We start from the raw sequence: 26,610 nt of genomic DNA on the forward strand, positions 1-26,610 counted from the left end.
ATGGTTGCCTGAAAATAAAAAAAATTGCAGCTTTTTTTCAAAAGTGCAATTTTATATTGATAAAACTAAATAATTAATGTTTTACATTTTCCAATTCTTCCGGATTGTGCTTATGCTTAAAGAATAGAGCAAATAAAATGGTAATAACAAGAGCATATCCTGCAAAAAGCAACCATATCTCATGCCACATTTTATCGCCGTTTGCTAAGGTAAATAAATTAGAAATAATCCAGCCGCTGCCGAAACTTCCTATTATTGCCCCAAAACCGTTGGTCATCATCATGAATAGACCTTGTGCGGAAGAACGTATCTTATAATCTGTAGTGGTTTCTACAAAAAGGGATCCTGAAACATTAAAAAAATCAAATGCCATTCCGTACACAATACATGAAAGAATGATTAATCCTAATCCGAATCCGTAAGGATCGCCATATGCAAAAAATGCGAACCGTAAAACCCATGCAAACATGGAGATCAGCATTACATTTTTTATTCCGAATCTTTTTAAGAAAAACGGGATGGCAAGAATAAATGCCGTTTCTGAAAACTGAGATATAGACATGATTAAGGTAGATCGCTTCACCACAAAACTCTCAGCATATGCAGGATTTTTACCGAAATCTGATAAGAAAACGTCTCCATACATATTCGTCAGCTGTAATGCAGCTCCCAAAAACATTGAAAAGACAAAAAATAAAGCAAGTTTATAATTCCCGAAAAGTTTGAATGCGTTTAATCCTAATTTTTCTGAAACTGATGCATCTTTCGGGATAAGGCTTTGCGGTTTACATGCAGGTAACGTAAATGCATATATGGCAAGGATGACCGCAAAAGCTGCTGCAATATAAAATTGATTTGCGGAAGCTTTATTATCCGTTAAATTTGTAATCCACATGGCCGCAATAAAGCCTAAAGTTCCCCAAACCCGTATTGGAGGGAAGACTTTTACCACATCGAAATTATTATTTTTAAGAATATAATACGCAATTGAATTGGAAAGCGAAATAGTAGGCATGTAAAAGAACATCGCAATCAGCATGATCCAGAAAAAAGTAGTAGGATTATCTACTTGAGGTAAATACAGCAAAGTAATGGCATATCCTATATGTAGAATTCCGTATAGTTTTTCGGCGTTCATCCATCGGTCTGCAATGATTCCTGTAACTGCAGGCATAATGATAGATGAAATCCCGAGTGTCGTGAATACAAGCCCAAACTCCTCTCCACCCCAATGCATTGTTCCGAACCAATAATTGGCGAAAGTAATAAGCCATGCTCCCCATACAAAAAACTGCAGAAAGCTAAGGACGGTCAATCGTAATTTTAAATTCATTGTGTTTTTTTAGTCGATTTTCTTTTTTCTTCTTTTGATCTCTTCCTGAATTTCAAGCGCGGTATCAAAATCTTCTTCCTTTACAGCATCTTCCAGTAATTTCTGCAGCTCTTCCATGGATACTGACTTTAAACTGTCTTCATCCTGTACGGTTTCCGAAAAGATTTCTTCATCTTTTGCGGTATCTTCCAGCTCAAGAAGAATTCCGGCTTCGTTAAGAACCTGCTGTGTTGTAAATATAGGCGCATCAAATCGTACAGCCATTGCCACCGCATCTGATGTTCTGGCGTCTAAAATCATTTCCTCTTCCGTCAGTTTATTTTTAAAATTGATGTTTGAGAAGAAAACTCCGTCTACGATCTGATAAATGATCACGGAGACCAATTCATACTGCGCAGAAACTATAAATTTTGTAAATAAGTCGTGTGTAAGCGGACGCGGCGGATGAATATCTTTTTCTAAACCTAATGAGATGGATTGTGCTTCAAAATTTCCTATGACAACAGGTAATTTAATGTGAGTCTCTTCATGTTCTAATAATAAAGCGTACGCTCCCGACTGGGTTTGGCTGTACGATATTCCGCGAATAATTAGCTGTCTATAATCCATAACTACAAATATAAATTAATTTTTTATTGTAGGTTTTACTTTTTTGCACAAAAGTAAAAGCCCGGAAAGCCGAGCTTTTACTGTATAATGTTGTTATTAAAGTTCAAAATTTTGTTTGCAATACATTGAATGATCAATTAATGACATACAAAAAAATTAACCTTTAATTTTAAATTTTATCCTTTGATGGCTTTAATTTTTTCTGTCAATGCAGGCAAAATCTGAAATGCATCTCCCACTACGCCATAATCAGCCGATTTGAAGAATGGTGCTTCCGCATCATTATTGATCACAACAATCGTTTTAGAAGAGTTTACCCCTGCCAAATGCTGAATAGCTCCTGAAATACCAATAGCAATGTAGAGATTAGGTGCGATTGCTTTACCTGTTTGTCCTACGTGCTCTGTATGAGGTCTCCATCCAATATCGGAAACCGGTTTTGAGCAGGCTGTTGCAGCTCCCAAAACGTTGGCTAAATCTTCAACCATGCCCCAGTTTTCCGGGCCTTTCATCCCTCTCCCTGCAGACACTACCACTTCAGCTTCTTTAAGGTCTAACTTTCCTGAACTCTGCTCATGAGAGATTACTTTAGTATCTTCATTGGCCACTGAAAGATTTTTAACTTCTTCAGAACCGGAAACTGTATTTTCTTTAACCCCGAAAGCATTTTGAGAAACGGTAATGATCACTCCTGTGCCTTCAGCTTTTGCATGCATAAAACCTTTTCCAGAAAATGCTTTTCTTTTTACCTGAAACGGTGAAATGCTTTCCGGCGCTTCCAAAACATTAGTAATTAAAGAGAAATTGTTCATCACGGCCAACATAGGAGCTACTGATGATGCGTCCGTAGTATGAGGAAATACGATAATATTTCCGTTAACAACTTCACTTACAGCCTGAGCATAAGCTTTTGCCGAGAAATTTTTAAGACCTTCGTCTTTGATATTGATGACGTTGGTTGCCCCATATTTATACAATAAATCTGAGGAATCTGTTGGGTTTACCGAGATCGCCGTTACAGTATCTCCAGCAAGATCTGCAACTGCTTTAGCGAAGGAAACTGCTTCAAAAGCCGCTTTTTTGTAAACTCCGTTTATATTTTCTGCGTATACGAATACTGCCATTTTAAAATTAATTTAAGATTAAAAAATTTAATGATTAAAGATTAAATAACCTTTGCCTCTTCGTGAAGAAGTCTTACCAGCTCATCTAAATTATCCGGAGAGACCATTTTTACGGCTGCTCTTGGCGGAACACTGTCATACGAAACTCCCTCAACTTTTACTTCAGAAGAAGAAGGCTCTACAACCTGCAAAGGCTTTGTTCTTGCAGACATAATTCCTCTCATGTTTGGAATGATCAGATCTTTCTCATCTACCAAACCTTTTTGTCCTGCAATTACTGCCGGAAGTTTTACGGAAATCGTTTCTTTTCCACCTTCAATTTCTCTTACTGCCGTAGCTTCACTGCCATTTACTTCTAAACCTACAGATGCATTCACAAAAGGCTGATTTAAAAGCTGAGCGACCATTCCCGGAACAGAACCTCCGTTATAATCAATAGATTCTTTTCCACAAAGCACTAAATCATATCCTCCGTTCTGAGCGACAGAAGCAATTTCCTTAGCGGTAGAGAAGCTGTCTTTAGGATCAAGGTTTACTCTTACTGCATCGTTTGCTCCGATTGCCAATGCTTTTCTGATGACAGGTTCTGTAGTAGCATCACCTACATTCATTACAGTAACAGTTGCTCCCTGTGATTCCTGCAATTTAACTGCTTTTGTTAAGGCAAATTCGTCCAGAGGATTAATCACCCATTGGATTCCGTTTTTGTCGAATGCAGATTTATCTGCTGTAAAATTAATTTTGGAAGTAGTATCCGGAACACTACTGATACAAACTAATATTTTCATATCTAATTATATATTTTTTTTTCACTTCTGAACTGCAAATTCATGAAGTATTTTATTTGTTAAGGAATGGTAAATATAAATAAAAAATATATTATGCATGCATAATACTTATTTAATTATTATTCAGCGCATTATATGTTTTCAGCTCTTAGGTTTTGTAGCTCTAAATTCGATCTTACTTGGTAAAACTCTGGGATTCATTTTTAAAATATCCAAGACAAGATTTCCCATATCTTCAGGCTGAATTTTCCAGCTGTCTTTTTCAGAAGGGATATTTCCATTGAAATGTGTAGCGACTGAACCCGGCATGATGACGGTCGATTTAATGTTATATTTTCTTAAATCAATCATTACAGCCTGTGTAAAGCCTACCACCCCGAATTTTGACGCATTATAACCTGCTCCGTTTTCAAAAAAATTGGTTCCTGCCAAACTGGAAATGGTAATGTAATATCCTTCTGTTTTCTTTAATTCGGGAACTGTAGCTTTCAGGGTGTGAAAAACTCCTGTAAGATTGGTCTCAATCATGGAATTCCATTCTTCAGAGGTTAATTCATCTACCGGCTTGAAAACACCTAATCCCGCGTTGGCAATCACAAAATTTAATTTACCGAATCTGTCTATTGTGGTTTGTACCGCCTTTTCTTCACTTTCAAGACTTCTGACATCAGAAACAATTCCCAGGACATTATCTGAATATTGCTGAAGATCTTTTTCGGCTTTTTCCACATCTTCTTTTTTTCTTCCTGAAAATGCAACGGAAACTCCATTTTTTAGTAAAATTTCAGCGATCCCGAAACCGATTCCTTTGGTTCCGCCTGTAATATAAGCTACCTTGTCTTTCATTAATTTTTGCTCTAAAATAATAAAAACGCTCCAATTAGGAGCGTTTTACGTACTAAGATTTATCAGTAAATTATTTTTTGATGAATTTCTCAGTTGTTTTTCCTTCTCTATTTTCAAAAGTGATCATATAACTTCCGGAAGTAAGGTTTCTTACATCAACTTTATTGTTATCAGCTTTTATATCCATTTTTCTACCCGCCACATCAAAAACTTCAATATTGCTGATTTTTGAATCAGATTTGATATTGATGAAATCGTTTGTTGGGTTTGGATAGATGCTAATGCTTGCGTTTTTTACAGCTTTAATATCACTTGTAGCTAAAGTAGCTGCATTTGTAAATTGCAAATTAACATTATCAATTGCCGCTTGATTTGCTACAGTATTTCCAGTACTTGTAACGGATACAAAATCATATTCAGTAGGTGTTAATCCCGGGTTTAAAGAATAACTAGCATTTGTAAAACTGTAAGTCCCTTCAGGATACGTCCAAGAATAAGCTCCAGTAGTTTTATTATATGTGAATGATACAGAAACCCAAGTATTTGCAGGATATGTTGCTGTACCTAAACCGATAGTGTAGAATGATGAAACTCCTGTTGATACAAGTGTTAATCTTCCCATACCACTTATTTTTTTGGTAGCATAATCATAGTTTATCCCTACAATTCCCGATGTTGCATCATACAATACTGCCTGAATTTTCCCAGCTCCTGTCGCTGGGCCGGTGTAAATTTCAAGTGTGCCTCTTAAAATATCATTTGTTAAAAGTGCTGTTGCAGTAATACTTTTAAATGCAAATCTATTAAATGTATTTGCTGTAGCACTGTATCCATTTCCGCTGGTAAGTTTTAATGAATTTCCGTGTGCTGCATCAATTGTTGCAATTTGATAGTCACTCGCTGCACCACCGTAAGCATAATAGCCACCTTGTCCTGCAGTAGTTCCAGTAACATCGGTCGAAAGATTCCCTGTTGTTAGAGAAGTAAAATTCTCTGTCGCTATTGTTTGTGCATTTGCCATGCAGAATCCTAATAATAAAGGAAGTAAAATTTTTCTCATAAATTTTTTAATTTTATTCAAAAATATAAAAAAGTATAATAATAACAAATATTAATCGTGTTAAAATAAAAAATCCTTAGAAATTGCTCTAAGGATTAATTTTATTATTTAGAATAGTTTTCAAAAAATAAAGGGATGCTTTCAATTCCTTTATAGAAATTAAACAAACCGTAATGTTCATTCGGCGAATGGATGGCATCAGAATCTAAGCCGAATCCCATCAGTACTGATTTGGCTCCCAACACCTGTTCAAACATCGATGTGATAGGAATACTTCCTCCTCCTCTGTATGGTAAAACTTCTTTCCCGAAAGCGGTTTCCATCGCTTTTTTTGCGGCCAGAAATTCTTTTGTGTCGGTTGGCAAAACATAAGGCATTCCGCCGTGGTGCGGAGTAACTTTTACCCGTACATTCGCAGGAGCGATTTTTTCAAAATATGTAGTGAATTTTTCAGTAATCTCTTCCGGGGTTTGATACGGCACCAAACGCATTGAAATTTTCGCAGAAGCTTTGGAAGGGATCACTGTTTTTGCGCCTTCACCTGTGTAGCCACCCCAAATTCCGTTGCAGTCTAAAGTCGGCCGGATGGAGGTTCTTTCTAAAGTGGTATATCCCGCTTCACCTTCCACATCATTTAACCCGATTGATTTTTTAAATTCTTCAGGATTATCTTTCAGTTTATTCATATCTGCTCGGTCACTATCAGAAACATCTTCTACATTATCGTAGAATCCATCAATGGTAATCTGCCCGTCTTCATCAATTAATTTAGCAATCATTCTTGAAAGTACATGGATCGGGTTAGGAACAGCACCGCCATACAAGCCGGAATGCAGATCTCTGTTTGGGCCTTCTACTTCCACTTCTACATAGCTTAAGCCTCTCAAACCTGTCGTTACCGTAGGCTGCTCATTGCTGTAAATATGCGTATCGGAAATTAAAATACAGTCACAAGACAGTTTTTCTGTGTTCTCCTTCACCCAATCTCCCAAGCTTACAGACCCTATCTCTTCTTCACCCTCAAAAATAAATTTAACATTGCAAGGAAGTGTATTGGTTCTCATCATAGCTTCAAACGCTTTCAGCTGCATAAAAAACTGGCCTTTGTCATCAGCGGAACCTCTGGCAAAGATTGCTCCTTCAGGATGAAGTTCAGTTTTTTCAATATAAGGTTCAAAAGGAGGTTTTTTCCACAGCTCCAACGGATCAGGTGGCTGAACATCGTAATGTCCGTATACTAAAATAGTGGGTAAATCACTGTTTATCAATTTTTCACCGAAAACAATAGGATATCCTTTTGTCTGGCAAACTTCTACATTGTCTGCGCCCGCATTTTTAAGATATCCTGCAACGGCATCTGCACATTTTAAAACTTCATTTTTATACGCGGGATCGGCAGAAATGGATGCTATTTTCAGCAGTTCAAACAATTCATCCACGAAACGCTGTTTGTTTTCTGAGATGTAATTTAAGGTCTCTTGCATTATTAAATTTAATTTGGCTAAAATTAAAAAAAATAGTTTTGCCGAAGAAACAAAAGAAGATAATTTACATAAAAACTTTTACACGTAAAAAATCCTGCCGGAAAAGCAGGATTTGTATTATATTTTTGAATCAATTAGTGTCGTGTCGTGATAGAATCAGCATTTTTTGCAGCAATACTGTCGGCTTTCGGAGATTCCGCTTTTAAAGGCATCGCATGATCATCACCTTTATGCTCCACCGCAAGATCTTCTTCTTTCCCGCTGGTCTGCTCATCATCAGAATAACGTTCTACTCCTTCTTCCAGCTTTATAACTTGCTTATTTCCACCAGCCTGTATTTTTTTACAGCTTACAGCTATTGATGCAACGGCTAAACATATCATTAATTTTTTCATATCTAACTATTATTTTTTAAGATCACAAAAAATCGCTTACTTCCAAATTATTTATATTCATAAGCATGGCGATTTCATGCCTAAATTTTAATTGCTCAAAAGTAAGAAATATTGCATTTTTCGGCAACATTTTTATACTGATTTTAAAATAATTTTACCTTTCAGGGATTGTGTAAAAATAAGATACTTGTTTCCGCCATCTTTTATCCCGTATTTTTTTTTAATCTCTTCCGGTTTTAAAGGGTAATTTTTGGAGATGATATTATAGGGCTCTTTCTTTCTAATTTGCTTACCATCAATACCTTCCATCTCAATAATTCTTCCCGGAAAGTTTTCTATTTGCTGATCTGACGTATAAATATGAGTATTCGGATGCAGCTTTTTAATATTAAATTTTTCTGAAATGAGATTAAAAACGCCTGCTTTTAAAAGGGTATTATTTGGAATATAAATGAACTTTTCAGGTTCAGAAAACTCTGAGTATGCATTTTCTTCATCTCCAAACTGAAAATTAAAGTCAGATTCTGCACTTTCAAGGTTGATACAGCGGCAGTTTATAGATTCAGAACTCTGTCTGGATAAAAAAACCAGAATTTCTTTCACATCATTTTTTACGGCAATGATATCAATACCGGAAATTTGAGGAAGAACGGAAACCAAGTATTTAAGATCAATTAAAGGAGAAAGTTTAATCGCAGCTTTATCAGCAATAGAAAGCAGCTTTTCCTGAATTTCAATGATATTCGGCGAGAGATCTTCCAAGAGAAAAACTTTATTTTTATGAGTATCTCTTCGTGCAGGATCTACATAGGCCCAATCAAAATGCTCTTTATTTCGGGCCAGAAAATCTTCCAGTTTCTGATTAATAAAATCAGCTTTTTTATCTAAGACAGACCAGTTGTGCGCAACGATCTCTAATAAATCTGTATTTTGTTCAACCAAAAAAGTATGTTGGAAATTTTTAGAAATATAGTAGGCATCGATCCCGAAACCGCTTGTAAGATCAACGATTTTTTCACCTTTTAGAATTCCTGATTTATACATGGCTGTTTTTTCTGAAGAAGACTGCTCAAGACTGAGCTGTGGCGGAAAGATGATTCCTTCTTTTAATAAAAACGGGAATTTTTTTTGGGCAACCTGCTTTCCTTTGATCTGCTGCACGATTTCCTGCATTGAAACTTCCGGAAAAGGAGATTTTTTTAACAGCAGAGCATGCAAGTCAGACTGTAGATTTGCATTGATATAATTCTGAATTTCTTTGCTTAAAATTGTTTTGAACACAGATCAATGAATAAAAAATTATCTTTTATAGAAAATATAATCGGTCAGCAAAGGTTCTAATCCGCTCTGTTTCAGTAAAGAATTGATTTGCGCTCTATGATAGGTGGAATGATTGACAGCATGAAAAAGCATCTCGAAAATACTGTTTTCAAAAACAATTCCTTTTGAATTTTTGTACTGAATTCTTTGTTCAAAATCGAGGTTTTCGGCAATATCAACACTTTTTTCAAAATTCAATTTGTTGATTTTTTCCAGATCTTCCAAAGGATTGATTTGCCAGACTTCGAACGATTTTTCATTTAAAATTCTTGAATTCCAGATCTGTTGGGCATTTAAAGTATGATTGATCAAATTGATAACATTATGATCTAAATTCTGACCATTTTCTAAAATAATCCGGATCATTTCTTTATTAAAATGATAGGTATATTCTAATAAATCTATAATTTTCTCTTTCATTATTCAAACATTTCGGCCCAACGAACGGGTTTTATATTTTGGTCACTGTACATTTCCGACACCGTTTTTTTTGCTTCTAATTTTGGATAAAGATTAACACCGATCAGTTTTATTTTTCCTTCTTCTACCCATTTTTGCTCTTCAACTGCCTGATTATAAATTTTTCTCTGAATAATTCCTTGCTTCAGCATTTCGAGATATCCTCCGTTTTCTTCGATTTCAATAAAGAAACCCCATGATTTTTCTGCAATCTGTCGGGTAATGTCTTCAATATAATAACTTCCGTTAGAGGCATCCTCAAAAACATTGATAATGCTTTCGTACGCAAGAACGATTTGCTGTTTGAAAGAAATTTCTTCAGAATTGTCCGTATTATTATTAATCTGATAATTATTGCTGAATACGGCATCTGAACCACCAATCATTGCGGCAGCGAGCTCCAAGGTAGATCGTATCAGGTTATTTTCACTGTCTGAAACCGATTTGTTTCTTAACGAAGTCTCCGCAAAAATATAAGGAATGTCGTCGTAGCCGTATTCCTTTGAAAACTGATTGTAAATAAGCTTAAAAGCTCTAATTTTAGCAATTTCAAAAAAATAATTTCCTCCGACAGCCAATCTGAAAATCAGTTTATTTAAAATTTCCGGTCCGAACGCTTCTGTTAGTTCTTTCGCCTTAGCCAAAGCAATTCCCAACTGCTGAACAATTGATGAACCTGCGTTTTGGTGAAGTGCAATATTAATACAGATATTTCTTTTAAAGTTTTTTGCCAGTAATTCTTTTACAAGCTGATCATCAATCAAAGCATTGTGCTCATCAAACACATCAATTAATGAAAAATACTGATCCTGATCTTCCGGACGTATATGCTCTGCGAGATCTTTATTGTTGATGAAAATAGTTTTTTCAGAAAGATTTTCTACATTCTCATTAAGAAGAAACGCAAAAACATCCTCTTCCAGAGTTTCATGATAAGTCGCTACCAAATGAGTACTTTCTTCTACTTTCGGAAGGTTTGTCAAAGGTGTTTCAATAAGATCATAATAGGGTTTCACATCAATTCCTTCCAGATTTTCTTTATTCAGAACGGTGTAAATATCTTCTGTTTTCAGTTGTTTTTTAACTAAATTTTCCCACTCGGAAAATGTATTGGTATTTGACATGATCTTAGATAATTTGTGATAAAGAAATTAGAATAACGCTAAATTTTACTTTTTAGCAATCTTGGTACTGTCTACAACCAGAATAAAAATTTCTTCATTCGGTTTTTTCATGAAATAATTTTCTCTGGCATATTTTTCTTTTTCAGACTTATTATTCATGAGTTTTTTGTAAAATTTATCGTTCTTTTCGTATTCTGATTTATAATACTGAAGCTGGTCTTCATATTTGCTGATCTCACCGTTCAGCTCATTAATTACCAGAAAAGATGTTTTGTCAAAGAAAATCATCCAAACCAAAAAGAGACAGATGGCAATGACATATTTGTTCAGAACATAATTCTGAAGAAATTTAACAATTTCCGATTTAGGTTTAATCTCTTTAATAAGTTCTTTTTCTGCCATTTTTTTTAATGTTTTCTCAATGAGTTTTTAATCACAGTGGTTAAAAAATCGATTGCGACCGAATTTTGCCTCATATTGGGAATAATAAGGTCGGCTTCATTTTTCGAAGGTTCAATAAATTCCTGATGCATCGGCTTCAAAGTGGTTTGATAGCGATGTAAAACTTCACTCAGATCTCTTCCTCTTTCCTGAGTATCTCTTCTGATCCTCCTGATTAATCTTTCGTCAGAATCTGCGTGTACAAAGACTTTCAGATCAAATTCTTTCAGCAGTTCTTTATTGGTGAGCACTAAAATACCTTCTACTACCAAAACGTTTTTAGGTTCCACTGTTACGTGATCGCCGGTTCTGGAATGGGTTACAAAACTGTATAAAGGCTGCTCTATAGATTCATTGTTTTTCAATGCTTTTACATGCTTCAGCATCAGCTCAAAATCGATTGATTTGGGATGGTCATAATTCAGCGCTTCTCTTTCTGTAAGGGTAAGATTATGATTATCGTGATAATAATTATCCTGAGAAAGAATATTCATTCCTTCAATATCGAGCTGCTGGATAATCTTATCAACAACCGTAGTTTTGCCCGATCCTGTACCTCCGGCAATTCCTATTACAAGCATTCTAATATAGTTTCCACAAATATACTATTTTACATGAATGCAAATAAAATAATCCTTATGAATTTATATTTCAAAAAAAAACCGGTGCTGTGACACCGGATTCTAAAAAATTTTATTTTTTGATAAATTTGCTGGAAATATTCATTCCTTTTATGGTCAAAATATAATCTCCCGTCTGCAAACCTGAAACATTAATTTGTTTCCTGTCTTTTCCAAGTGTTGTTTCTAAGACCATTCTGCCTTCCATATTAAAGATCTGTGCTTTTTCATCTTTACTAAATTTGAGAGAGACATTTAAATAATCTGAAACTGGATTCGGATATACTGAGATAACATCCTTTTTTTCTGTATCGGTTACGCTTAACAGGCAATTGTATGTCGGTAAAACATATCCGGTTGAAGTAAATTCCTGCGTAATAATATCAATATCATTACAGGTATACCCAAACTGTCCCAACATGTCTATGGCAGCCTGTCTTACAGCAATAGCTGCATTTTGCTGATTGGTACTTGATCCTGTTAACGCTAAACCTTCAAGGAAAGCCCTGTCTGTTTTTTCTTTACCGATCTGCGTATAGATTCTCATTAATGCTGAAGCCCATATTTGTCCATCGGTATGGATTGTACCTGTAATTCCTGATGGATAAACAGCAGCATAATTAGTCGTTCTTCCCGCCCAGAAAGGGTTATGCCCGTCCCAGCTGAACATCCAGTGATAAGCGGCTGCCGAAGAAGGCCATTGGTTTAAGCTTCTGCTGTACGACTGCGCCCAATAATCACCTGAACCTTCTCCCAAACCTTGAGATTGAGAAGCATTGCCGTTTGTAAGCCAATCGTGAATTCCATGACCTAACTCATGAATAATTACATCTGCGTCTTCCGCATCATCTACACCTCCTTCTCCAAATGCTAACGTGTCATTGGAAGGAATATAATGTGAATTGTCTTGTCCGCTTAAACCGTGGGGATCAAACCTTAAAACCCCGTTGTTTTGACCAGGAATACACGGAATGCCTAACGTGAGATTAATGTAGCGAAGATTATTATCAAGATGCCAGTAGGCATTTACTGCTTCAAATCCCTGATCATTTCTGTTAAAGAGAAACTGATTGGATGCCTGAGTAAAAAGTCCTGTAGCTGGAGATTCCAGTTCCTGAATTTCAACATATGTTCCCTTTAGCTTATAAACTCCTGCAGCGAATTCCAGTTCGGGAATGGTCACTAAAGATCTTGCCGCGTCAAGGCTTGCATTGGTAGCGTCGCTTCCATCTACATATTGTCCTGCGTAGGCAACCTGCATTTTTGAAAGCGGATCCGGCTGGTAAATATAACCAGAACCCGTTCCTAAAACGGTCTTTGCATTTTCCTTACTTTTTTTAACTTTCGGGTCTTCACTATCGGAATGATGATATACTGAGATATCTTTTACACTGATGATTTCCCCACTTTGAGCATCAACAATGGTTTCCCACTCTCCCGGATGATCAAAAGAATTGGTTATTACTCTGAAAACAAGCTTGGTTTCTCCGGAATCTGTAAGATAAACGAACAGCTTATTTTCTTCATACATAATTTTACCACTCGATTTTGCAGCAATATGCGCTTTTTGTAAAGCTTCTGAAGCCGGAAATGCGGGCAAAGTATTAATCTCCCGTATGTTATTCTTCAAATTTTCTGATGAAGTGTATGAGATATTTCCGGATTTGTTAAAATGTACAATTATTTCAGAGCTAAATACAGGAACGCCTTTCATCATCTGTTGAAAACGAAGTGTTTCTCCGGAATTTCCTTTTTTTACAAAACTAAGCTGTAAAGTAGTATAATTCGGGATTTTCAGGCTCCTGGAATTTTCGGTAATCCATTTCTGTGCGGAACTTTCTAAAGGGGACTGCTGTGCAAGAACACTGGTGTAAGATAACAGACAGCCCACAATCAAAGAATTAATTTTTAATTTCATACTTGTTCAAATCAAATTTATGGCTAAAATAATAAAGATATTTTAAAAAAGAAGATTTTATTTAATATATGACAAATAAAATGAAATTTCATCTATAAATAAACAAAAAACTCTAACAATTGTTAGAGTTTTATTATACGATTTCGCTGGTAAGGCTTCTTGCTAGCAACTTTTCGTGCATGGGTTTCAGCAAATCCATGGAACCTGTTTTCACCGTGCATTTCCCTTTATAGTGTACCAACATGGTACATTGTTCTGCCTGTATCAAATCATGTTTACAAATCTCAATTAGGGCTTCTATGACATCATCAAAAGTATGAATGTCGTCATTGTGCAAAATTAATTTGTAGACTTCATCCGTTTCATCCAAAACAAGCACATCTTCTTCATATTGACGTTTCGGATTTTCGTAATCTTTTATGGTATTATAAAAAATCATTGTAAAAAAATTTAATCTTCTCCAAGTTTGTCTAAAATATCGTCAACGATGTTGGGTTCATGGTAAGTCAGTTCCACCATCTCAACGCTTTTATTATTCATCTTTAAGATCTTGAAATGGTAATTTTCCAAGTCAAATTCCTGGTTTTCTTCAGGAATATCTGCTAAAGCATGCAGAATAAATCCCGCTAAAGTATTGTATTCGCTTTCCTCTGAAACAGTAAGTTTTTTGGGCAGCGATTCGTTGATCTCGTCCAAAGGCTGAGTAGCTTTTACCCAATAGATATTATCTCCTACTTTATCAACCAGTTTTTCTTCATCATCTTCTTCATCCTGAATTTCCCCTACCAGTTCTTCCAAAATATCTTCTAACGTAATAATTCCTTCCGTACCGCCAAATTCGTCAATAACAATAGCTAAATGCTGTTTTTTCTGCTGGAAAATCTTCAGTAAATCTGAAATTTTCTTGCTTCCAACAACGAAGAATGATTCACGCATCAACTCCCGGAGATCTTCGTGGCTCAATACCCCTTTTCTTTTAACGAATTCTCTTATGATTTCTTTGGTGTAAAAAACACCGATAATATTATCAATAGAGTTTTCATACACAGGAATACGCGAATATCCGCTATCCATTATTTTGTTGATAATCTCGCTGAGATCTTCAGCAAAATCAATTGATGTAATATTTTGCCTCGGAACCATGATCTGCTTTGCAGAATGGTCTGTGAAATCGAATGCATTTTTGATAATTTCATAATTCTCTTCCTCGATTTCCCCACTGTCTGCACTTTGTTTAACCAAAAGCTGGAGCTCTTCTGTGGAATGAATTTCCTGCTCGGAAGCCGGGTGAATTTTTATCAGTCTTAAAAAAGTATTTGACATCAGATTCATTAACCAGATAAAAGGTTTGAAAACGGTATAAAATACTCTTAAAGGCACTGCAGTAGCCATTGTTGTTGCTTCAGACTTTCGGATAGCAATGGATTTCGGAATTAATTCTCCGAACACAATATGCATTACGGTAATCAAAACAAAACTGGTGACTACGGAAATTGTTGTAATGGTAGTTTCAGCAAGATCAATACTCAACGAGCTGAAAATATTTTGCACTATATGATGCAGCGCACTTTCACCTACCCAACCTAATGCAAGGGAAGCCAACGTAATACCAAGCTGAGTTGCAGAGAGATACTCATCAAGATGCTTAATGATGTGTTCTGCCTGTTTGGCCATAGAATTACCTTCAGCAGCTTTGATCTGAATTTGTGAATAACGAACTTTAACAATTGAAAATTCTGCGGCTACGAAAAAGCCATTTAATAAAACAAGAAACAAGGCTAATAAAAGCCTGACTATGTCAGAGTCCATTTAGAAGATTATAATTTATGATACAAAGATATACAAAATAAAACTAACAAAAAAAGCACCGAATATATCGATGCTTAAAAATATTTTTATTTTTTTTATGAATTTTTCAAGGCTTCCGCTCCGGAAACGATTTCTAAGATTTCGTTTGTAATGGCTGCCTGTCTTGCTTTATTATAGAAAATTACCAAGTCATTTTTCAATTCCTGTGCATTGTCTGTTGCTTTGTGCATTGCGGTCATTCTCGCACCATGCTCGGAAGCTACGGAATCTAAAACCGCTTTGAAAACCTGGGTTTTGATTGATTTAGGAATCAAATTATCCAAAATTTCATTTCTGTCCGGTTCAAAGATATAATCTGTTTCAACCTGAGTTTCAGCAGCATCATTTTCAATCATGGAAATAGGAAGAAGCTGCTCTGTAGTAACGTCCTGAGTAGCCGCATTGATAAACTTATTGTAAATTAAATAAACTTCATCAAACTTTCCTTCTTTGAAGCTCGTCATTACAGATTCCGTAACATTAGAAACCACATCAAAGCTCAGTTTATCAAAAACGCTGCTTTCATTTGAAAATACCGTACGGTTTCTTCTCACTGCGTCGTAGGCTTTTTTACCAATGGTAAGAACTTCTATTTCGTATTGCGCGTTATTTTGAAACTGAATATTCAGTTCTTTTACAATATTTGAATTGAATGCTCCTGCCAAACCTCTGTTAGAAGTTACCGCAATAAAAAGCACTCTTTTAACTTCTCTTTTCTGAGCATAAATAGAAACCTGATCAGGATCTGAGCTTGAATTTACATTCTGGATGATTTCCTGCAATTTTTCAGAATACGGTCTCAACATTACGATGGCATCCTGTGCTTTCTTCAGTTTCGCAGCGGAAACCATTTTCATAGCACGGGTAATTTGCATCGTAGATGAAATTGAACTGATTCTTCCTCGTATTTCTTTTAAGTTTGCCATATTAGGTTAGTTGTTGGTTGTCGGTTGTTGGTTGCTAGTTTTAGAAAATTCTGTCAACTATCAACCAACAATCATCAACTAATTTTAGTTATATTTTGAAGCTAAATCATTAGCAGCCTGCTTAAGAACACCTGTAATATCGTTATCGATTTTACCTGCTTTGATTGCAGCCATTGTTTCCGGGTGCTTAGATCTTAAGAAAGCAATATATTCAACCTGGAATTCTTTTACTTTTTTAATAGGAACGTTTCTCATTAAGTTTTCCGTACCTGCGTAAATCATTGCAACCTGGCTGTCTACAGGAAGCGGAGAGTTTACCGGCTGCTTTAGAAGCTCAACGTTTCTTTCCCCCTTAGAGATTACCGCTAAAGTAGAAGCATCAAGGTCTGAACCGAATTTAGCAAACGCTTCCAATTCTTTATACTGAGCCTGGTCTAATTTAAGAGTACCAGAAACTTTTTTCATAGATTTGATCTGAGCATTCCCTCCAACTCTTGATACTGAGATCCCTACGTTGATTGCAGGACGAACCCCTGAGTTAAACAAGTCAGACTCCAAGAAGATCTGTCCGTCTGTAATAGAGATTACGTTGGTCGGGATATACGCAGAAACGTCACCTGCCTGAGTTTCAATAATCGGAAGTGCCGTTAATGAACCTCCTCCTTTTACTATAGGTCTTAGTGACTCCGGTAAATCATTCATCTGGCTTGCAATGGTATCATCAGCGATTACTTTTGCCGCTCTTTCCAACAATCTTGAGTGAAGATAGAAAACGTCTCCAGGATAAGCTTCACGTCCCGGTGGTCTTCTCAACAATAGGGAAAGCTCACGGTATGCAACCGCCTGTTTAGATAAATCGTCATAGATGATCAATGCCGGTCTACCTGTGTCTCTGAAGAACTCACCGATAGAAGCACCTGCCATTGCAGAGTACACCTGCATCGGAACCGGATCTGAAGCATTTGCAGCAACAATTACGGTGTATGCTAAAGCGCCTTTATCAGAAAGTGTTTTAACGATTTGTGCTACGGTAGACGCTTTTTGTCCGATCGCAACATATATACAATATACTGGCTGACCAGCATCATAAAATTCTTTTTGGTTGATGATCGTATCAATTGCAACAGTAGTTTTACCTGTTTGTCTGTCACCAATGATCAGCTCTCTTTGCCCTCTTCCTACAGGAATCATAGAGTCGATTGCAACAATACCCGTCTGTAAAGGTTCAGTTACCGGTTGTCTGTAGATTACTCCGGGAGCTTTTCTTTCCAATGGCATTTCATAAAGCTCACCTTCAATAGGACCTTTACCGTCGATTGGGTTACCAAGCGTATCCACTACTCTACCCAACATGCCTTCTCCTACTTTAATAGAAGAGATTCTGTTTGTTCTTCTTACTGTATCTCCTTCTCTTACCAATTTACTTTCTCCTAAAAGAGCGACCCCTACGTTGTCTTCTTCCAGGTTAAGTACGATACCTTCTACATCGCTAGCAAATTTTACCAACTCACCGTACTGTACATTTTCTAACCCGTATACACGAGCAATACCATCACCGATGGTTAAAACTGTACCTACTTCCTCAACGTTTGATTGAGTGTCGAAGTTGGCCAACTGTTGTTTTAAGATCGCAGATACTTCTGCCGGATTTATTTCTGCCATTATATGGTTGTTTTTTCTTTTTAAAAAATTTTTATCTTCCTATACTGATATTAACACCGCTTGTGGGTCTTGTGTCTTGAATAATAACTGTTTGAGTAGGATTATTCTGATAATATTGTTTTGAATATGGTAAACCATATTTCTCAACAAGTCTATTAACTTTATCCATATTGAAACTTCCATCTTCATTAAATACACCTGCTTTATAAAGAGCTTTAATAGTAGATTTGCAAGTTTCTTTTACATCATAAGATAAATTGGTTCCTAGAAATTTAACTTCACCCCATGAAAAATCTCCTTTTTGATTATATCGATCGCTTTTAGCAATATCATTAACCTTATGAAGAACAATTGCAATTTCACTATCATTTTTCTGAATTGAACAGTCTGCATCTAAAAAACCACAACCATCATATTTAGCCCATTCTTTATCATCAATAGTTACAATACCCTTTTTCATCTTAACATCTTGACCAAAAGCTAAACAGGAAACAATAAGCATAAAACTAAATAAAATTTTCTTCATCTAAATAGTGTTAGTTTAAATGAAAATCTTTTTTGATATTATTAAGCTTAGATTTTACAGATGCATCGATCTGCTGATCACCTACTCTTAAAATATAGCCTCCCAAAATTTCTGGATTGATATTCATTTTAAGATCAAAATTGGAATTGGCTTTCACCAAATCGGTAGATCTTAAAATCTGATCAATATTGTCTTTTGAAAGCTGGGTCGCCGTGGTAAGTGTAATTCTCTGAACTCCGTTAATATCTTCCACTTTATTGATAAACTCCTGTGCGATATTTCTCAGATGGCTTTCACGGCCCTGTCTGATCACTAAAGTAACCAAATTCTGAGAAACCGGTGAAAAGCCTTTAAAAATTTCTTTGGCTACTTCTGCTTTCTTTTTTGCATCAATGTAAGGGGTCTTAAAAAACTTGTTCAAATCTTCAGACTCGGACATGAGTTTCGTAACATCCTTCATTTCAGAAAATACAGCAGCGGTTTGTCCGGATTCGTTTGTAAAATCCAGTAAACCTTGTGCGTATCTTTTAGCTACTTTAGATGTAAGCATTCTTAGTTAAGATTTGATTTGTTTAAATAATTCTGAACCAACTCATTCTGAGCTTCTGTGTTCTCAAGATTTTTCTGCAAGATTGATTCTGCAATATTTACAGAAAGAGCCCCAATTTGAGTTCTGATATCAGACATTGCAGCATTCTTTTCTGCATTGATGGTTTGCTTCGCCGCTTCGATCATTTTATCTCCTTCCGCTTTTGCAACATCTTTCGCTTCACCTACAATTCTGTCTTTAATTTCTCTTGCTTCTTTAAGGATAGAATCTCTTTCGATTTTAGCTTCACGGATAATTCTTTCGTTATCAGATTTAAGATCTTCCATTTCTTTTTTCGCCAATTTAGCTTGATTCAAGGCATCAACAATAGAAGCCTCTCTGTCATTTACTGCATTTACAATTGGTTTCCAGGCAAATTTAGCAAGGATAAACAACAGGATAACAAAAGTAAGCGTCATCCAAAACAAAAGTCCAATTCCAGGTTCTATAATTCCCATATCTGTAATTCTTTTTTTAATGTAATAATTTATGGATCTCTTTTAAAAATCCTTAGCAGCAGCCAACCGCTTCACTGCTAAGAATGTTTTTTCTGAGGATAATTACTTGATGAAAGCACCAAAGATGATCGCGATAAGACCAGCACCTTCAATAAGACCTGCAGCAATAAGCATTGCTCCTTGAATCTTACCAGCTTGTTCCGGTTGTCTAGCGATAGCATCCATAGCGTGCCCACCGATTTTACCAATACCAAGACCTACTCCTAATACTGCCAAACCGATTCCTACGTAAATTAATCCTGCTCCAGTTGTGATGTCCATAATAAATAAATATTTAGTTAAAATTATTTTTCGTTTAATTAAGCTACCATTGTGTCGTGACCTACACTGTCATCATCATTGTGTGCATGATCGTGGTCGTGTTCTGCCACTGCGATACCGATAAACAATGCTGACAATACGGTAAATATATATGCCTGTAATGCTGCTACTAAAAGTTCCAATACAGAAACAAATAATGCTAAAGGTACAGATGCAAATCCTAAAAATGGTGATTTAAAAATAAAGATCAAAGAGATAATTGCCAGGATCATAATGTGACCTGCCGTGATATTGGCGAAAAGTCGCATCATTAAAGCAAAAGGCTTAGTGAAGATCCCGATAATTTCAATTGGTACCATAATCGGGTACAATAAAATCGGAACTGGCGGCATAAAGATGTGTTTCCAGTAATCTTTATTGGCACTGAATAATGTTATCAATAAAGTAATAATTGCCAATACTGCTGTGATTGCGATATTCCCGGTAAGGTTTGACCCTCCTGGAAAGAAAGGGATCAATCCGAAAAGGTTATTGAACCAGATAAAGAAAAATGCGGTTAATAAATACGGCATATATCTTTTATATTTTACAGAACCGATGTTTGGAATAGCCACTTCGTCTCTGATAAATACAATTACAGGCTCTAATAATTTCCCTGCTCCTTTTGGCAGCTGAGATTTTTTATAATTCCTTGCCATGCCCATGAAAATTATCATCATAAAAATAACCGATAAAAACATAGAAGCAGCATTCTTGGTAATAGACATATCAAAGAAAACTTCGTTTGATTTTTGTTTTCCTGAGATTATCGCAAAAAGAGTTGCTTTTTGTACTCCCGTTGTAGAAACTACCTGTCCGTCGTGCAAAGTATACCCTTCATGTTCGTGGCCGTGAGCGATATCTTTAGATAAGAAAGTGTGCCATCCTGCATTGTCTTTAATAATGATAGGCAACGGAATAGAAGTATGATGCTCTTCACCTTTTTCATCTTTAGTAGTCCATAAATGCCATTCGTTAGAATCACCAATGTGTTCCATGATCATTTTAGTAGCATTGAAAGGCTTTTCTTCCCCTTTATGCTCTACTTTTTCAGCTGATTTTTCCCCTTCAGATTCATGCTGTGCAGCAGCAAAACTACTGATAAACACAAATAAAAATGCGAAAAATAATGAAGAAACTTTTCTGTTCATATCTCTTTTTTAATCGTGTGCAAATATATTGATTTTATTAAACTTTACCAATATTAAAAATTGATTTTTATCATCAAAAAAATCAGGATTTGTTAATCTTTCTTATTACAGATGCGTATATAAGCACAGAAGCAATGATAAAGCAAATTATCAGAAAAAGAAAATTATTTTTTGTCTTATCAATGATCACCAACGATACAGCCAGCCAGACAATATCTTTTGCTATATTAACAGTAAGAAACTTTATTCCCGAATCCTGCTTACCATATAGAAATTTTTTAAAAATAAGGTAAACAATACTATTTAAGAATACAATTAAAAAAACGACAATGCAGTGATCAACCCAATTCATTTTGCAAAAATAGAATTATAATTGATATTCAAAATAAATCCGGAAGACTATATCTGCTTAATTATTAAAAATTCCTTATTTTTGCACACTATAATTTATAATCAATATGTTCAACAGTTTACAGGATAAATTAGACAAAGCACTTCATAATCTTTCGGGTCGTGGAAAAATCACCGAAATCAACGTTGCGGAAACCGTAAAGGAAATCCGAAGAGCATTGGTGGATGCCGACGTAAATTATAAAGTAGCTAAAGATCTTACCAAAAGAGTTCAGGATAAAGCTTTAGGCGAAAACGTTCTTACTTCTCTTACTCCGGGACAATTGATGACCAAAATTGTTCATGATGAGCTGGTAGATTTAATGGGAGGTTCTCAGGAAGGTATTAATCTTTCAGGGAAACCGAGTGTTATTTTAATTGCCGGTCTTCAGGGATCAGGTAAAACCACTTTTTCAGGAAAGCTTGCTCATTATTTAAAAACCAAAAGAACCAAAAAACCTTTATTGGTTGCATGTGACGTATATCGTCCCGCTGCGATTGAGCAGTTAAAAGTTCTCGGACAACAGATCGGAGTTTCCGTATATACAGAGGAAGGTGCAACGAATCCTTCTACCATCGCAGAAAACGGGATCAGCTTTGCAAAACAAAACGGCCACGATGTGGTGATTGTGGATACGGCCGGTCGTCTTGCGATTGACGAGCAGATGATGAATGAGATCAAATCTGTTCATTATTTTATCAAGCCTAATGAAACGTTATTCGTTGTAGATGCAATGACGGGTCAGGATGCTGTAAACACGGCAAAAGCCTTCAATGAAGCTTTGAATTTTGACGGGGTTGTGTTAACCAAATTAGACGGTGATACCCGTGGTGGAGCTGCCTTAACGATTCGTTCTGTGGTTGAAAAACCTATTAAATTTATCTCTACCGGAGAAAAAATGGAAGCCCTTGATCTTTTCTACCCTGAAAGAATGGCAGACAGGATTTTAGGAATGGGAGATGTTGTTTCTTTGGTGGAAAGAGCGCAGGAACAGTTTGATGAAGAGGAAGCGAAAAAACTTCACAAAAAAATTGCTAAAAATGAGTTTGGCTTTGATGATTTCTTAAAACAGATCAACCAGATTAAGAAAATGGGTAATATGAAAGATTTGATGGGAATGATTCCGGGAGTGGGAAAAGCCATTAAAGATGTGGAGATCAGCGATGATGCTTTTAAACATATTGAAGCTATTATCTATTCTATGACTCCGGACGAAAGAAGAAGACCCTCAATTATCAATACCCAGAGAAAAAATAGAATTGCCAAAGGTGCCGGAAGAAAGATAGAAGATGTAAATCAACTGATGAAGCAGTTTGACCAGATGGGAAAAATGATGAAAATGATGCAGGGACCTCAGGGAAAACAGATGATGCAAATGATGAGCAAAATGCCGAATATGCCGGGAATGGGCGGAATGCAGGGGAAATAGTTTGCGGGAATAGTTTTATTTTCTATTAAAATAAAAAAAGCAGCAGAACAAATTCTGCTGCTTTTTTTATAGTGTTATATAAAAAATCCTAAGAGTAAACTCTTAGGATTTTTGTTTATTACTGTATTGACTAATTACTTAGCGAAAACATATTTTACACCGATAGTAACTGAAGATAAGTTCAATCCGAAGTTGAAGTTGTTTACGTTTTCAGCACCATCAACATCTAATTTAGCAGTGTTGTAACCGAATTCACCGATAGTCGCTTCGATAGTCCAGTTTTTATTTAAGAAATAATCTAAACCTGGCTTAACATTTACTCCTATAGCAGTATAATTGGTTTCAGTAGAGGTTGAAGCTGTTGTTACAGTGCTTCCTGTTGTGGTAGTAGAAGTTCCTTCAGATTTAAATTTACCAAATTCCATTGGAACTTCAAGCTGTCCGAAGAAATATAATTTATCTCCTAAAGTCCAGTATTTTCTTACGAAAGGACTTACAACGAATGCAGATTGTGTATCTTCAGAAGTTGAAACATTAGTTGAAGGACCGAATACATTTGTAGTAGTCGTAGTAAATTTATCACTTTGATATCCAATCCCGGTACCGATAGCTAAATTCGGAGCTACAAAAAATCCTACAGTTGGAAGGATTCTGAAGCTTTCTACTTTAGAATCATCATTATTGTCTTCTAACTGAGAATAGTTTACCTGTCCTGAAACATAAACAGTTCCTTTAGCAATCTGAGCATTTGATAATCCGAAAAGTGCTACGGCACTTGCTACTAATAATTTTTTCATGATAGTATAAGTTTATTAATTTTATGGGTGCAAATTTATAGCAGCACATCATAATATTAAAATTTGTTAATGTGATTAATATCAGGCATGAATATTAGCTTTTTTTAATAAAAAAAACATTGATAAGATTTAAATATTTATTATTAATAGTATTAAAAAAAAAATTACAATTCTTCAACTGTATAAGGATATCGCTTTATTTTAAATATTTTTTCTGATTTATAATAAGAAAAATGCAATCACAAAAAAAGCAGGACGTTATGCCCTGCTTATGTATTTGTTTAGAATATTCTTTTAATTACCTCCGAATTTGAAACCTACACCAACTTGTAAAAAGCTGTTCGTTACTTTACCTTCACTTTTAGAAAGGTCAGAAATACCGTAGTTATATCTTGCATCAAAAAATAATCCGTTCTCTAAAGCAAATTCTGCCCCTAAGAAAGGTGCAATATTCAAGGTATTTACTTCATCTTTAATATCTACTTCATCATCTCCTTCAAGTTCCAGACCTGGAATTCCTATTCCTGCATCAATCACAGTTTTCTGTTTTGCAGAAAGAATTAAACCAAAACTTGCTCCTAAAGAAACTGAGAAGTTTTCACTGATAAAATACTTTGCAGAAACCGGAATCAAAAGCGTTCCGAAAGTTAGTTTTGATTTTTCTCTGAAATAAACCTGATCTTCACTTGCGTTATAGTCTTCTTTTCCTCCGAGTGGTGAATATAATAATTCCCCCTGAATCCCAAAATTATCATTGAATTTGTGCTCAACAAGTCCTCCTACATAAAACGTGTGAGAAGGATCTGTATTTCTCTCTTCCAGATCATCCTGATCTTCATCTACTTTAATGGTAGACATGGAGTAGCCTGCTTTCACACCAAATCTTGTTTCCTGCGCACTTACGTTTGCTCCCAAAAGAGCTAAAGTTCCCACTAATAAAAGTTTTTTCATAATATAAAAAGTTAAAAATTTTTCCGTGCCAAATATATCACTTTTTATAGAACTGCAAAATAATTTTATAAATTTCGAAATTACCCTTGATTTCGTTTGTCTTCCTCGTTATAAGCAAGGATGATTTTCTTCACCACCGGATGTCTCACCACATCTTCTTCCGTAAGATATACAAATCCTATCTCTTTTACCTCTTTTAGAATTCGCATTGCTTCTTTTAGCCCGGAATGCTGTTTTGGAGGCAAATCAATTTGTGTGGGGTCTCCGGTAATGATAAATTTGGCATTCATTCCCATCCTTGTCAGAAACATTTTCATCTGTGCATGAGTCGTATTCTGTGCTTCATCCAGGATCACAAAGGCATCATCCAGCGTTCTTCCTCTCATAAAGGCCAAAGGTGCAACTTCGATTACCTTTTTCTCCATAAAACCTTCTAGCTTTTCATGCGGGATCATATCACGGAGCGCATCATATAAGGGTTGCAAGTAAGGATCCAGCTTCTCTTTGAGGTCTCCCGGTAAAAAGCCGAGACTCTCACCGGCTTCCACAGCAGGACGTGTTAGAACAATTCTCTTAACTTCCTTATCTCTTAGAGCTTTTGCTGCCAAAGCTACACTGGTATAGGTTTTTCCTGTTCCGGCCGGTCCTATTGCAAAAACCATGTCTTTCTTTTCGGTTTCTTTAACGAGCTTTTTAAGATTGGTGGTTTTAGCTTTTATAATTTTTCCGTTGACTCCTTTTACAATGATATCCTGATCAAAAACGAGTTGTTTTTCGTTTTCATCTTTTATATTAAGAATATTCTCTACATCTTTAAGGGCAATAGAATTATTTTTTGAAATAAAACTGACGATATCATCCAGCTTGAGTTTAAAGATATCAAGAGCTTCCTGATTACCCATTGCGAAAATATGGTGGTCTCTCCCGGTGATTTTTATGGTTGGAAAGCTGGATTTTATTAAATTGAAATATTGGTTATTAACTCCGTAGAAGTTTTTTGAATCAATACCTTCTAAATCATATGTTAATTCAAACATGCAAATATTTATTTTAGATTTTAAATGTAAAGGTTTTTTTTTAGATTTATCTAAAATTCTTATCCACAAAATTTATACCTTTTCTTTTATTTTAGATAAATTTGCAATTCCATACATTTTATTCTAATGTCGATTATAACCCTTACCTCAGATTTCGGACGTTTAGATTACAGAGTCTCGGCGATGAAAGGAAAAATACTTTCGCTGAACCCTGAAGTTCAGACTATTGATATCACCCATGATATTCAGGCTTATAATCTTATCCAGACTTCTTACATCGTGAGAAATGCATACCGGTATTTCCCGAAAGGAAGCATACACATCATTTCTGTTGACAGTTTTTTTCACAAATCCAGGAAAAATATCCTGTACAAATCAGACGGGTCTTATTTTCTCGCTGCTGATAATGGTCTTTTGAGCCTGATTTTTTTTGATATCAAACCTGAAGCCGTCTATGAAATTACCTTAAATAACAGATTTGATGATATTGTTCATTTTACTTCTACTGATGTATTTGTACCTGTAGCGGTACATTTGGCAAACGGCGGGCTTCCGGAAGTGATCGGAAGGAAAATCAAAACCACCAAGCAGCTTTTATTTCCAAAACCGGTGTATAACGAAGCTGAAAAAATGATTATTGGTGAAGTCATGTATATTGATAATTTCGGAAATATAATATCAAATATCAGTAAAGATTTTTTTGAAACTGTAGGAAAAGGTTCTGAAAATTTTACCATCAAATTCAGGAACCTAAGTCTTTCAAAAATCTATTCCAGCCATACAGAAGTGGTTTCCGATTGGGAGCGGGAAACCGAATATCACGGGCAGTCTGCAGCTATTTTCAATGACATCCAACAACTCGAGCTCACCATTTACAAAGGCAGCAAAAAGAACGGGGCCAAAACCCTTTTCGGGCTTAATGTAGGCGAAAACATCTATATAGAATTTTTCTAACATTATCTAT

Annotated in this window: 28 protein-coding genes; 2 read left to right on the forward strand and 26 right to left on the reverse strand. The window is 35.7% G+C overall.

What is annotated here, in order from left to right:
* Nucleotides 1–73: 73 nt before the first annotated feature.
* The 23 genes from N0B16_RS04970 to atpB all read right to left on the reverse strand — a co-directional run bounded on the left by N0B16_RS04970 (nt 74) and on the right by atpB (nt 21,041).
* On the reverse strand, nt 74–1,333 hold the full coding sequence (locus tag N0B16_RS04970; protein WP_262989624.1) for a nucleoside permease: 1,260 nt from the start codon (nt 1,331–1,333) through the stop codon (nt 74–76).
* A gap of 9 nt (nt 1,334–1,342) precedes the next feature.
* Nucleotides 1,343–1,942 carry a bifunctional nuclease family protein gene (locus N0B16_RS04975; protein WP_262989625.1) on the reverse strand — a complete coding sequence of 200 codons (600 nt, stop codon included), beginning with the start codon at nt 1,940–1,942 and terminating at the stop codon, nt 1,343–1,345.
* 176 nt (nt 1,943–2,118) lie between these two features.
* On the reverse strand, nt 2,119–3,066 hold the full coding sequence (locus tag N0B16_RS04980) for an electron transfer flavoprotein subunit alpha/FixB family protein (RefSeq protein ID WP_262989626.1): 948 nt from the start codon (nt 3,064–3,066) through the stop codon (nt 2,119–2,121).
* A 41-nt stretch (nt 3,067–3,107) separates the two neighbouring features.
* Nucleotides 3,108–3,854 (reverse strand): electron transfer flavoprotein subunit beta/FixA family protein, encoded by a 747-nt coding sequence (locus tag N0B16_RS04985; protein ID WP_262989627.1) that lies wholly within the window; start codon nt 3,852–3,854, stop codon nt 3,108–3,110.
* 141 nt (nt 3,855–3,995) lie between these two features.
* A complete protein-coding gene (locus N0B16_RS04990; protein ID WP_262989628.1) occupies nt 3,996–4,700 on the reverse strand; it encodes an SDR family oxidoreductase in 705 nt (234 codons plus the stop codon).
* Nucleotides 4,701–4,770: 70 nt separating this feature from the next.
* Nucleotides 4,771–5,760 carry a T9SS type A sorting domain-containing protein gene (locus tag N0B16_RS04995; protein WP_262989629.1) on the reverse strand — a complete coding sequence of 330 codons (990 nt, stop codon included), beginning with the start codon at nt 5,758–5,760 and terminating at the stop codon, nt 4,771–4,773.
* Nucleotides 5,761–5,864: 104 nt separating this feature from the next.
* The gene (locus N0B16_RS05000) at nt 5,865–7,244 is read right to left on the reverse strand and encodes a dipeptidase (RefSeq protein WP_262989630.1); all 1,380 of its coding nucleotides are present in this window, start codon (nt 7,242–7,244) and stop codon (nt 5,865–5,867) included.
* A gap of 134 nt (nt 7,245–7,378) precedes the next feature.
* A complete protein-coding gene (locus N0B16_RS05005; RefSeq protein ID WP_262989631.1) occupies nt 7,379–7,639 on the reverse strand; it encodes a hypothetical protein in 261 nt (86 codons plus the stop codon).
* 132 nt (nt 7,640–7,771) lie between these two features.
* Nucleotides 7,772–8,920, reverse strand: a complete 1,149-nt coding sequence (locus tag N0B16_RS05010) for a class I SAM-dependent methyltransferase (protein ID WP_262989632.1) — start codon at nt 8,918–8,920, stop codon at nt 7,772–7,774.
* Nucleotides 8,921–8,938: 18 nt separating this feature from the next.
* Nucleotides 8,939–9,379: a DinB family protein gene (locus N0B16_RS05015; RefSeq protein ID WP_262989633.1), complete on the reverse strand. Its 441-nt coding sequence runs from the start codon at nt 9,377–9,379 to the stop codon at nt 8,939–8,941.
* Complete coding sequence (locus tag N0B16_RS05020; RefSeq protein ID WP_262989634.1) at nt 9,379–10,542, reverse strand: methylmalonyl-CoA mutase family protein; 1,164 nt, start codon at nt 10,540–10,542, stop codon at nt 9,379–9,381. The genes N0B16_RS05015 and N0B16_RS05020 overlap by 1 nt, the downstream gene beginning before the upstream one ends.
* A gap of 45 nt (nt 10,543–10,587) precedes the next feature.
* The gene (locus tag N0B16_RS05025) at nt 10,588–10,944 is read right to left on the reverse strand and encodes an FtsB family cell division protein (protein WP_262989635.1); all 357 of its coding nucleotides are present in this window, start codon (nt 10,942–10,944) and stop codon (nt 10,588–10,590) included.
* A gap of 5 nt (nt 10,945–10,949) precedes the next feature.
* Nucleotides 10,950–11,564 (reverse strand): uridine kinase, encoded by a 615-nt coding sequence (gene udk / locus N0B16_RS05030; RefSeq protein ID WP_262989636.1) that lies wholly within the window; start codon nt 11,562–11,564, stop codon nt 10,950–10,952.
* A gap of 112 nt (nt 11,565–11,676) precedes the next feature.
* Complete coding sequence (locus tag N0B16_RS05035) at nt 11,677–13,521, reverse strand: T9SS type A sorting domain-containing protein (protein WP_262989637.1); 1,845 nt, start codon at nt 13,519–13,521, stop codon at nt 11,677–11,679.
* A gap of 133 nt (nt 13,522–13,654) precedes the next feature.
* Nucleotides 13,655–13,960 carry an ATP-dependent Clp protease adaptor ClpS gene (locus N0B16_RS05040; protein WP_262989638.1) on the reverse strand — a complete coding sequence of 102 codons (306 nt, stop codon included), beginning with the start codon at nt 13,958–13,960 and terminating at the stop codon, nt 13,655–13,657.
* Nucleotides 13,961–13,971: 11 nt separating this feature from the next.
* Nucleotides 13,972–15,330: a hemolysin family protein gene (locus N0B16_RS05045; RefSeq protein ID WP_262989639.1), complete on the reverse strand. Its 1,359-nt coding sequence runs from the start codon at nt 15,328–15,330 to the stop codon at nt 13,972–13,974.
* A gap of 95 nt (nt 15,331–15,425) precedes the next feature.
* Nucleotides 15,426–16,295, reverse strand: coding sequence for an ATP synthase F1 subunit gamma (gene atpG, locus N0B16_RS05050; RefSeq protein ID WP_262989640.1), 870 nt, complete (start codon nt 16,293–16,295; stop codon nt 15,426–15,428).
* 84 nt (nt 16,296–16,379) lie between these two features.
* Entirely contained in the window at nt 16,380–17,957 is a 1,578-nt protein-coding gene (gene atpA / locus N0B16_RS05055; protein ID WP_262989641.1) for a F0F1 ATP synthase subunit alpha, read from the reverse strand.
* 31 nt (nt 17,958–17,988) lie between these two features.
* The gene (locus N0B16_RS05060; protein ID WP_262989642.1) at nt 17,989–18,483 is read right to left on the reverse strand and encodes a hypothetical protein; all 495 of its coding nucleotides are present in this window, start codon (nt 18,481–18,483) and stop codon (nt 17,989–17,991) included.
* Between the two features lie 10 nt (nt 18,484–18,493).
* Nucleotides 18,494–19,033, reverse strand: a complete 540-nt coding sequence (gene atpH, locus N0B16_RS05065) for an ATP synthase F1 subunit delta (protein ID WP_262989643.1) — start codon at nt 19,031–19,033, stop codon at nt 18,494–18,496.
* 2 nt (nt 19,034–19,035) lie between these two features.
* Nucleotides 19,036–19,530: a F0F1 ATP synthase subunit B gene (locus N0B16_RS05070; RefSeq protein ID WP_262989644.1), complete on the reverse strand. Its 495-nt coding sequence runs from the start codon at nt 19,528–19,530 to the stop codon at nt 19,036–19,038.
* 102 nt (nt 19,531–19,632) lie between these two features.
* Entirely contained in the window at nt 19,633–19,851 is a 219-nt protein-coding gene (locus N0B16_RS05075; protein ID WP_034711425.1) for an ATP synthase F0 subunit C, read from the reverse strand.
* Between the two features lie 38 nt (nt 19,852–19,889).
* The gene (atpB, locus tag N0B16_RS05080; protein WP_262989645.1) at nt 19,890–21,041 is read right to left on the reverse strand and encodes a F0F1 ATP synthase subunit A; all 1,152 of its coding nucleotides are present in this window, start codon (nt 21,039–21,041) and stop codon (nt 19,890–19,892) included.
* A 458-nt stretch (nt 21,042–21,499) separates the two neighbouring features.
* On the opposite strand from atpB, the gene ffh reads away from it, so the two are divergent.
* The gene (gene ffh, locus N0B16_RS05085) at nt 21,500–22,861 is read left to right on the forward strand and encodes a signal recognition particle protein (protein WP_262989646.1); all 1,362 of its coding nucleotides are present in this window, start codon (nt 21,500–21,502) and stop codon (nt 22,859–22,861) included.
* Between the two features lie 134 nt (nt 22,862–22,995).
* Here the strand turns inward: ffh and N0B16_RS05090 are convergent, their stop codons facing one another.
* The 3 genes from N0B16_RS05090 to N0B16_RS05100 all read right to left on the reverse strand — a co-directional run bounded on the left by N0B16_RS05090 (nt 22,996) and on the right by N0B16_RS05100 (nt 25,646).
* The gene (locus N0B16_RS05090; protein ID WP_262989647.1) at nt 22,996–23,658 is read right to left on the reverse strand and encodes an outer membrane beta-barrel protein; all 663 of its coding nucleotides are present in this window, start codon (nt 23,656–23,658) and stop codon (nt 22,996–22,998) included.
* Nucleotides 23,659–23,952: 294 nt separating this feature from the next.
* Entirely contained in the window at nt 23,953–24,609 is a 657-nt protein-coding gene (locus N0B16_RS05095) for a porin family protein (protein ID WP_262989648.1), read from the reverse strand.
* 80 nt (nt 24,610–24,689) lie between these two features.
* Nucleotides 24,690–25,646 (reverse strand): PhoH family protein, encoded by a 957-nt coding sequence (locus N0B16_RS05100; protein WP_262989649.1) that lies wholly within the window; start codon nt 25,644–25,646, stop codon nt 24,690–24,692.
* A 126-nt stretch (nt 25,647–25,772) separates the two neighbouring features.
* Here N0B16_RS05100 and N0B16_RS05105 point away from each other — a divergent pair, with 126 nt between their 5' ends.
* Entirely contained in the window at nt 25,773–26,600 is an 828-nt protein-coding gene (locus N0B16_RS05105) for an SAM hydrolase/SAM-dependent halogenase family protein (RefSeq protein ID WP_262989650.1), read from the forward strand.
* Nucleotides 26,601–26,610 lie beyond the last annotated feature (10 nt).

Origin of the sequence: Chryseobacterium gilvum (genome assembly GCF_025628965.1) — a bacterium.
GTDB classification, from domain to species: domain Bacteria; phylum Bacteroidota; class Bacteroidia; order Flavobacteriales; family Weeksellaceae; genus Chryseobacterium; species Chryseobacterium gilvum.

Excerpts from the sequence above, each read along its gene's own strand:
- N0B16_RS04970 (WP_262989624.1), bottom strand. The coding sequence starts at position 1,333 with ATGAATTTAAAATTACGATTGACCGTCCTTAGCTTTCTGCAGTTTTTT.
- N0B16_RS04975 (WP_262989625.1), bottom strand. The coding sequence starts at position 1,942 with ATGGATTATAGACAGCTAATTATTCGCGGAATATCGTACAGCCAAACC.
- N0B16_RS04980 (WP_262989626.1), bottom strand. The coding sequence starts at position 3,066 with ATGGCAGTATTCGTATACGCAGAAAATATAAACGGAGTTTACAAAAAA.
- N0B16_RS04985 (WP_262989627.1), bottom strand. The coding sequence starts at position 3,854 with ATGAAAATATTAGTTTGTATCAGTAGTGTTCCGGATACTACTTCCAAA.
- N0B16_RS04990 (WP_262989628.1), bottom strand. The coding sequence starts at position 4,700 with ATGAAAGACAAGGTAGCTTATATTACAGGCGGAACCAAAGGAATCGGT.
- N0B16_RS04995 (WP_262989629.1), bottom strand. The coding sequence starts at position 5,760 with ATGAGAAAAATTTTACTTCCTTTATTATTAGGATTCTGCATGGCAAAT.
- N0B16_RS05000 (WP_262989630.1), bottom strand. The coding sequence starts at position 7,244 with ATGCAAGAGACCTTAAATTACATCTCAGAAAACAAACAGCGTTTCGTG.
- N0B16_RS05005 (WP_262989631.1), bottom strand. The coding sequence starts at position 7,639 with ATGAAAAAATTAATGATATGTTTAGCCGTTGCATCAATAGCTGTAAGC.
- N0B16_RS05015 (WP_262989633.1), bottom strand. The coding sequence starts at position 9,379 with ATGAAAGAGAAAATTATAGATTTATTAGAATATACCTATCATTTTAAT.
- N0B16_RS05020 (WP_262989634.1), bottom strand. The coding sequence starts at position 10,542 with ATGTCAAATACCAATACATTTTCCGAGTGGGAAAATTTAGTTAAAAAA.
- N0B16_RS05025 (WP_262989635.1), bottom strand. The coding sequence starts at position 10,944 with ATGGCAGAAAAAGAACTTATTAAAGAGATTAAACCTAAATCGGAAATT.
- udk (WP_262989636.1), bottom strand. The coding sequence starts at position 11,564 with ATGCTTGTAATAGGAATTGCCGGAGGTACAGGATCGGGCAAAACTACG.
- N0B16_RS05035 (WP_262989637.1), bottom strand. The coding sequence starts at position 13,521 with ATGAAATTAAAAATTAATTCTTTGATTGTGGGCTGTCTGTTATCTTAC.
- N0B16_RS05040 (WP_262989638.1), bottom strand. The coding sequence starts at position 13,960 with ATGATTTTTTATAATACCATAAAAGATTACGAAAATCCGAAACGTCAA.
- N0B16_RS05045 (WP_262989639.1), bottom strand. The coding sequence starts at position 15,330 with ATGGACTCTGACATAGTCAGGCTTTTATTAGCCTTGTTTCTTGTTTTA.
- atpG (WP_262989640.1), bottom strand. The coding sequence starts at position 16,295 with ATGGCAAACTTAAAAGAAATACGAGGAAGAATCAGTTCAATTTCATCT.
- atpA (WP_262989641.1), bottom strand. The coding sequence starts at position 17,957 with ATGGCAGAAATAAATCCGGCAGAAGTATCTGCGATCTTAAAACAACAG.
- N0B16_RS05060 (WP_262989642.1), bottom strand. The coding sequence starts at position 18,483 with ATGAAGAAAATTTTATTTAGTTTTATGCTTATTGTTTCCTGTTTAGCT.
- atpH (WP_262989643.1), bottom strand. The coding sequence starts at position 19,033 with ATGCTTACATCTAAAGTAGCTAAAAGATACGCACAAGGTTTACTGGAT.
- N0B16_RS05070 (WP_262989644.1), bottom strand. The coding sequence starts at position 19,530 with ATGGGAATTATAGAACCTGGAATTGGACTTTTGTTTTGGATGACGCTT.
- N0B16_RS05075 (WP_034711425.1), bottom strand. The coding sequence starts at position 19,851 with ATGGACATCACAACTGGAGCAGGATTAATTTACGTAGGAATCGGTTTG.
- atpB (WP_262989645.1), bottom strand. The coding sequence starts at position 21,041 with ATGAACAGAAAAGTTTCTTCATTATTTTTCGCATTTTTATTTGTGTTT.
- ffh (WP_262989646.1), top strand. The coding sequence starts at position 21,500 with ATGTTCAACAGTTTACAGGATAAATTAGACAAAGCACTTCATAATCTT.
- N0B16_RS05090 (WP_262989647.1), bottom strand. The coding sequence starts at position 23,658 with ATGAAAAAATTATTAGTAGCAAGTGCCGTAGCACTTTTCGGATTATCA.
- N0B16_RS05095 (WP_262989648.1), bottom strand. The coding sequence starts at position 24,609 with ATGAAAAAACTTTTATTAGTGGGAACTTTAGCTCTTTTGGGAGCAAAC.
- N0B16_RS05100 (WP_262989649.1), bottom strand. The coding sequence starts at position 25,646 with ATGTTTGAATTAACATATGATTTAGAAGGTATTGATTCAAAAAACTTC.
- N0B16_RS05105 (WP_262989650.1), top strand. The coding sequence starts at position 25,773 with ATGTCGATTATAACCCTTACCTCAGATTTCGGACGTTTAGATTACAGA.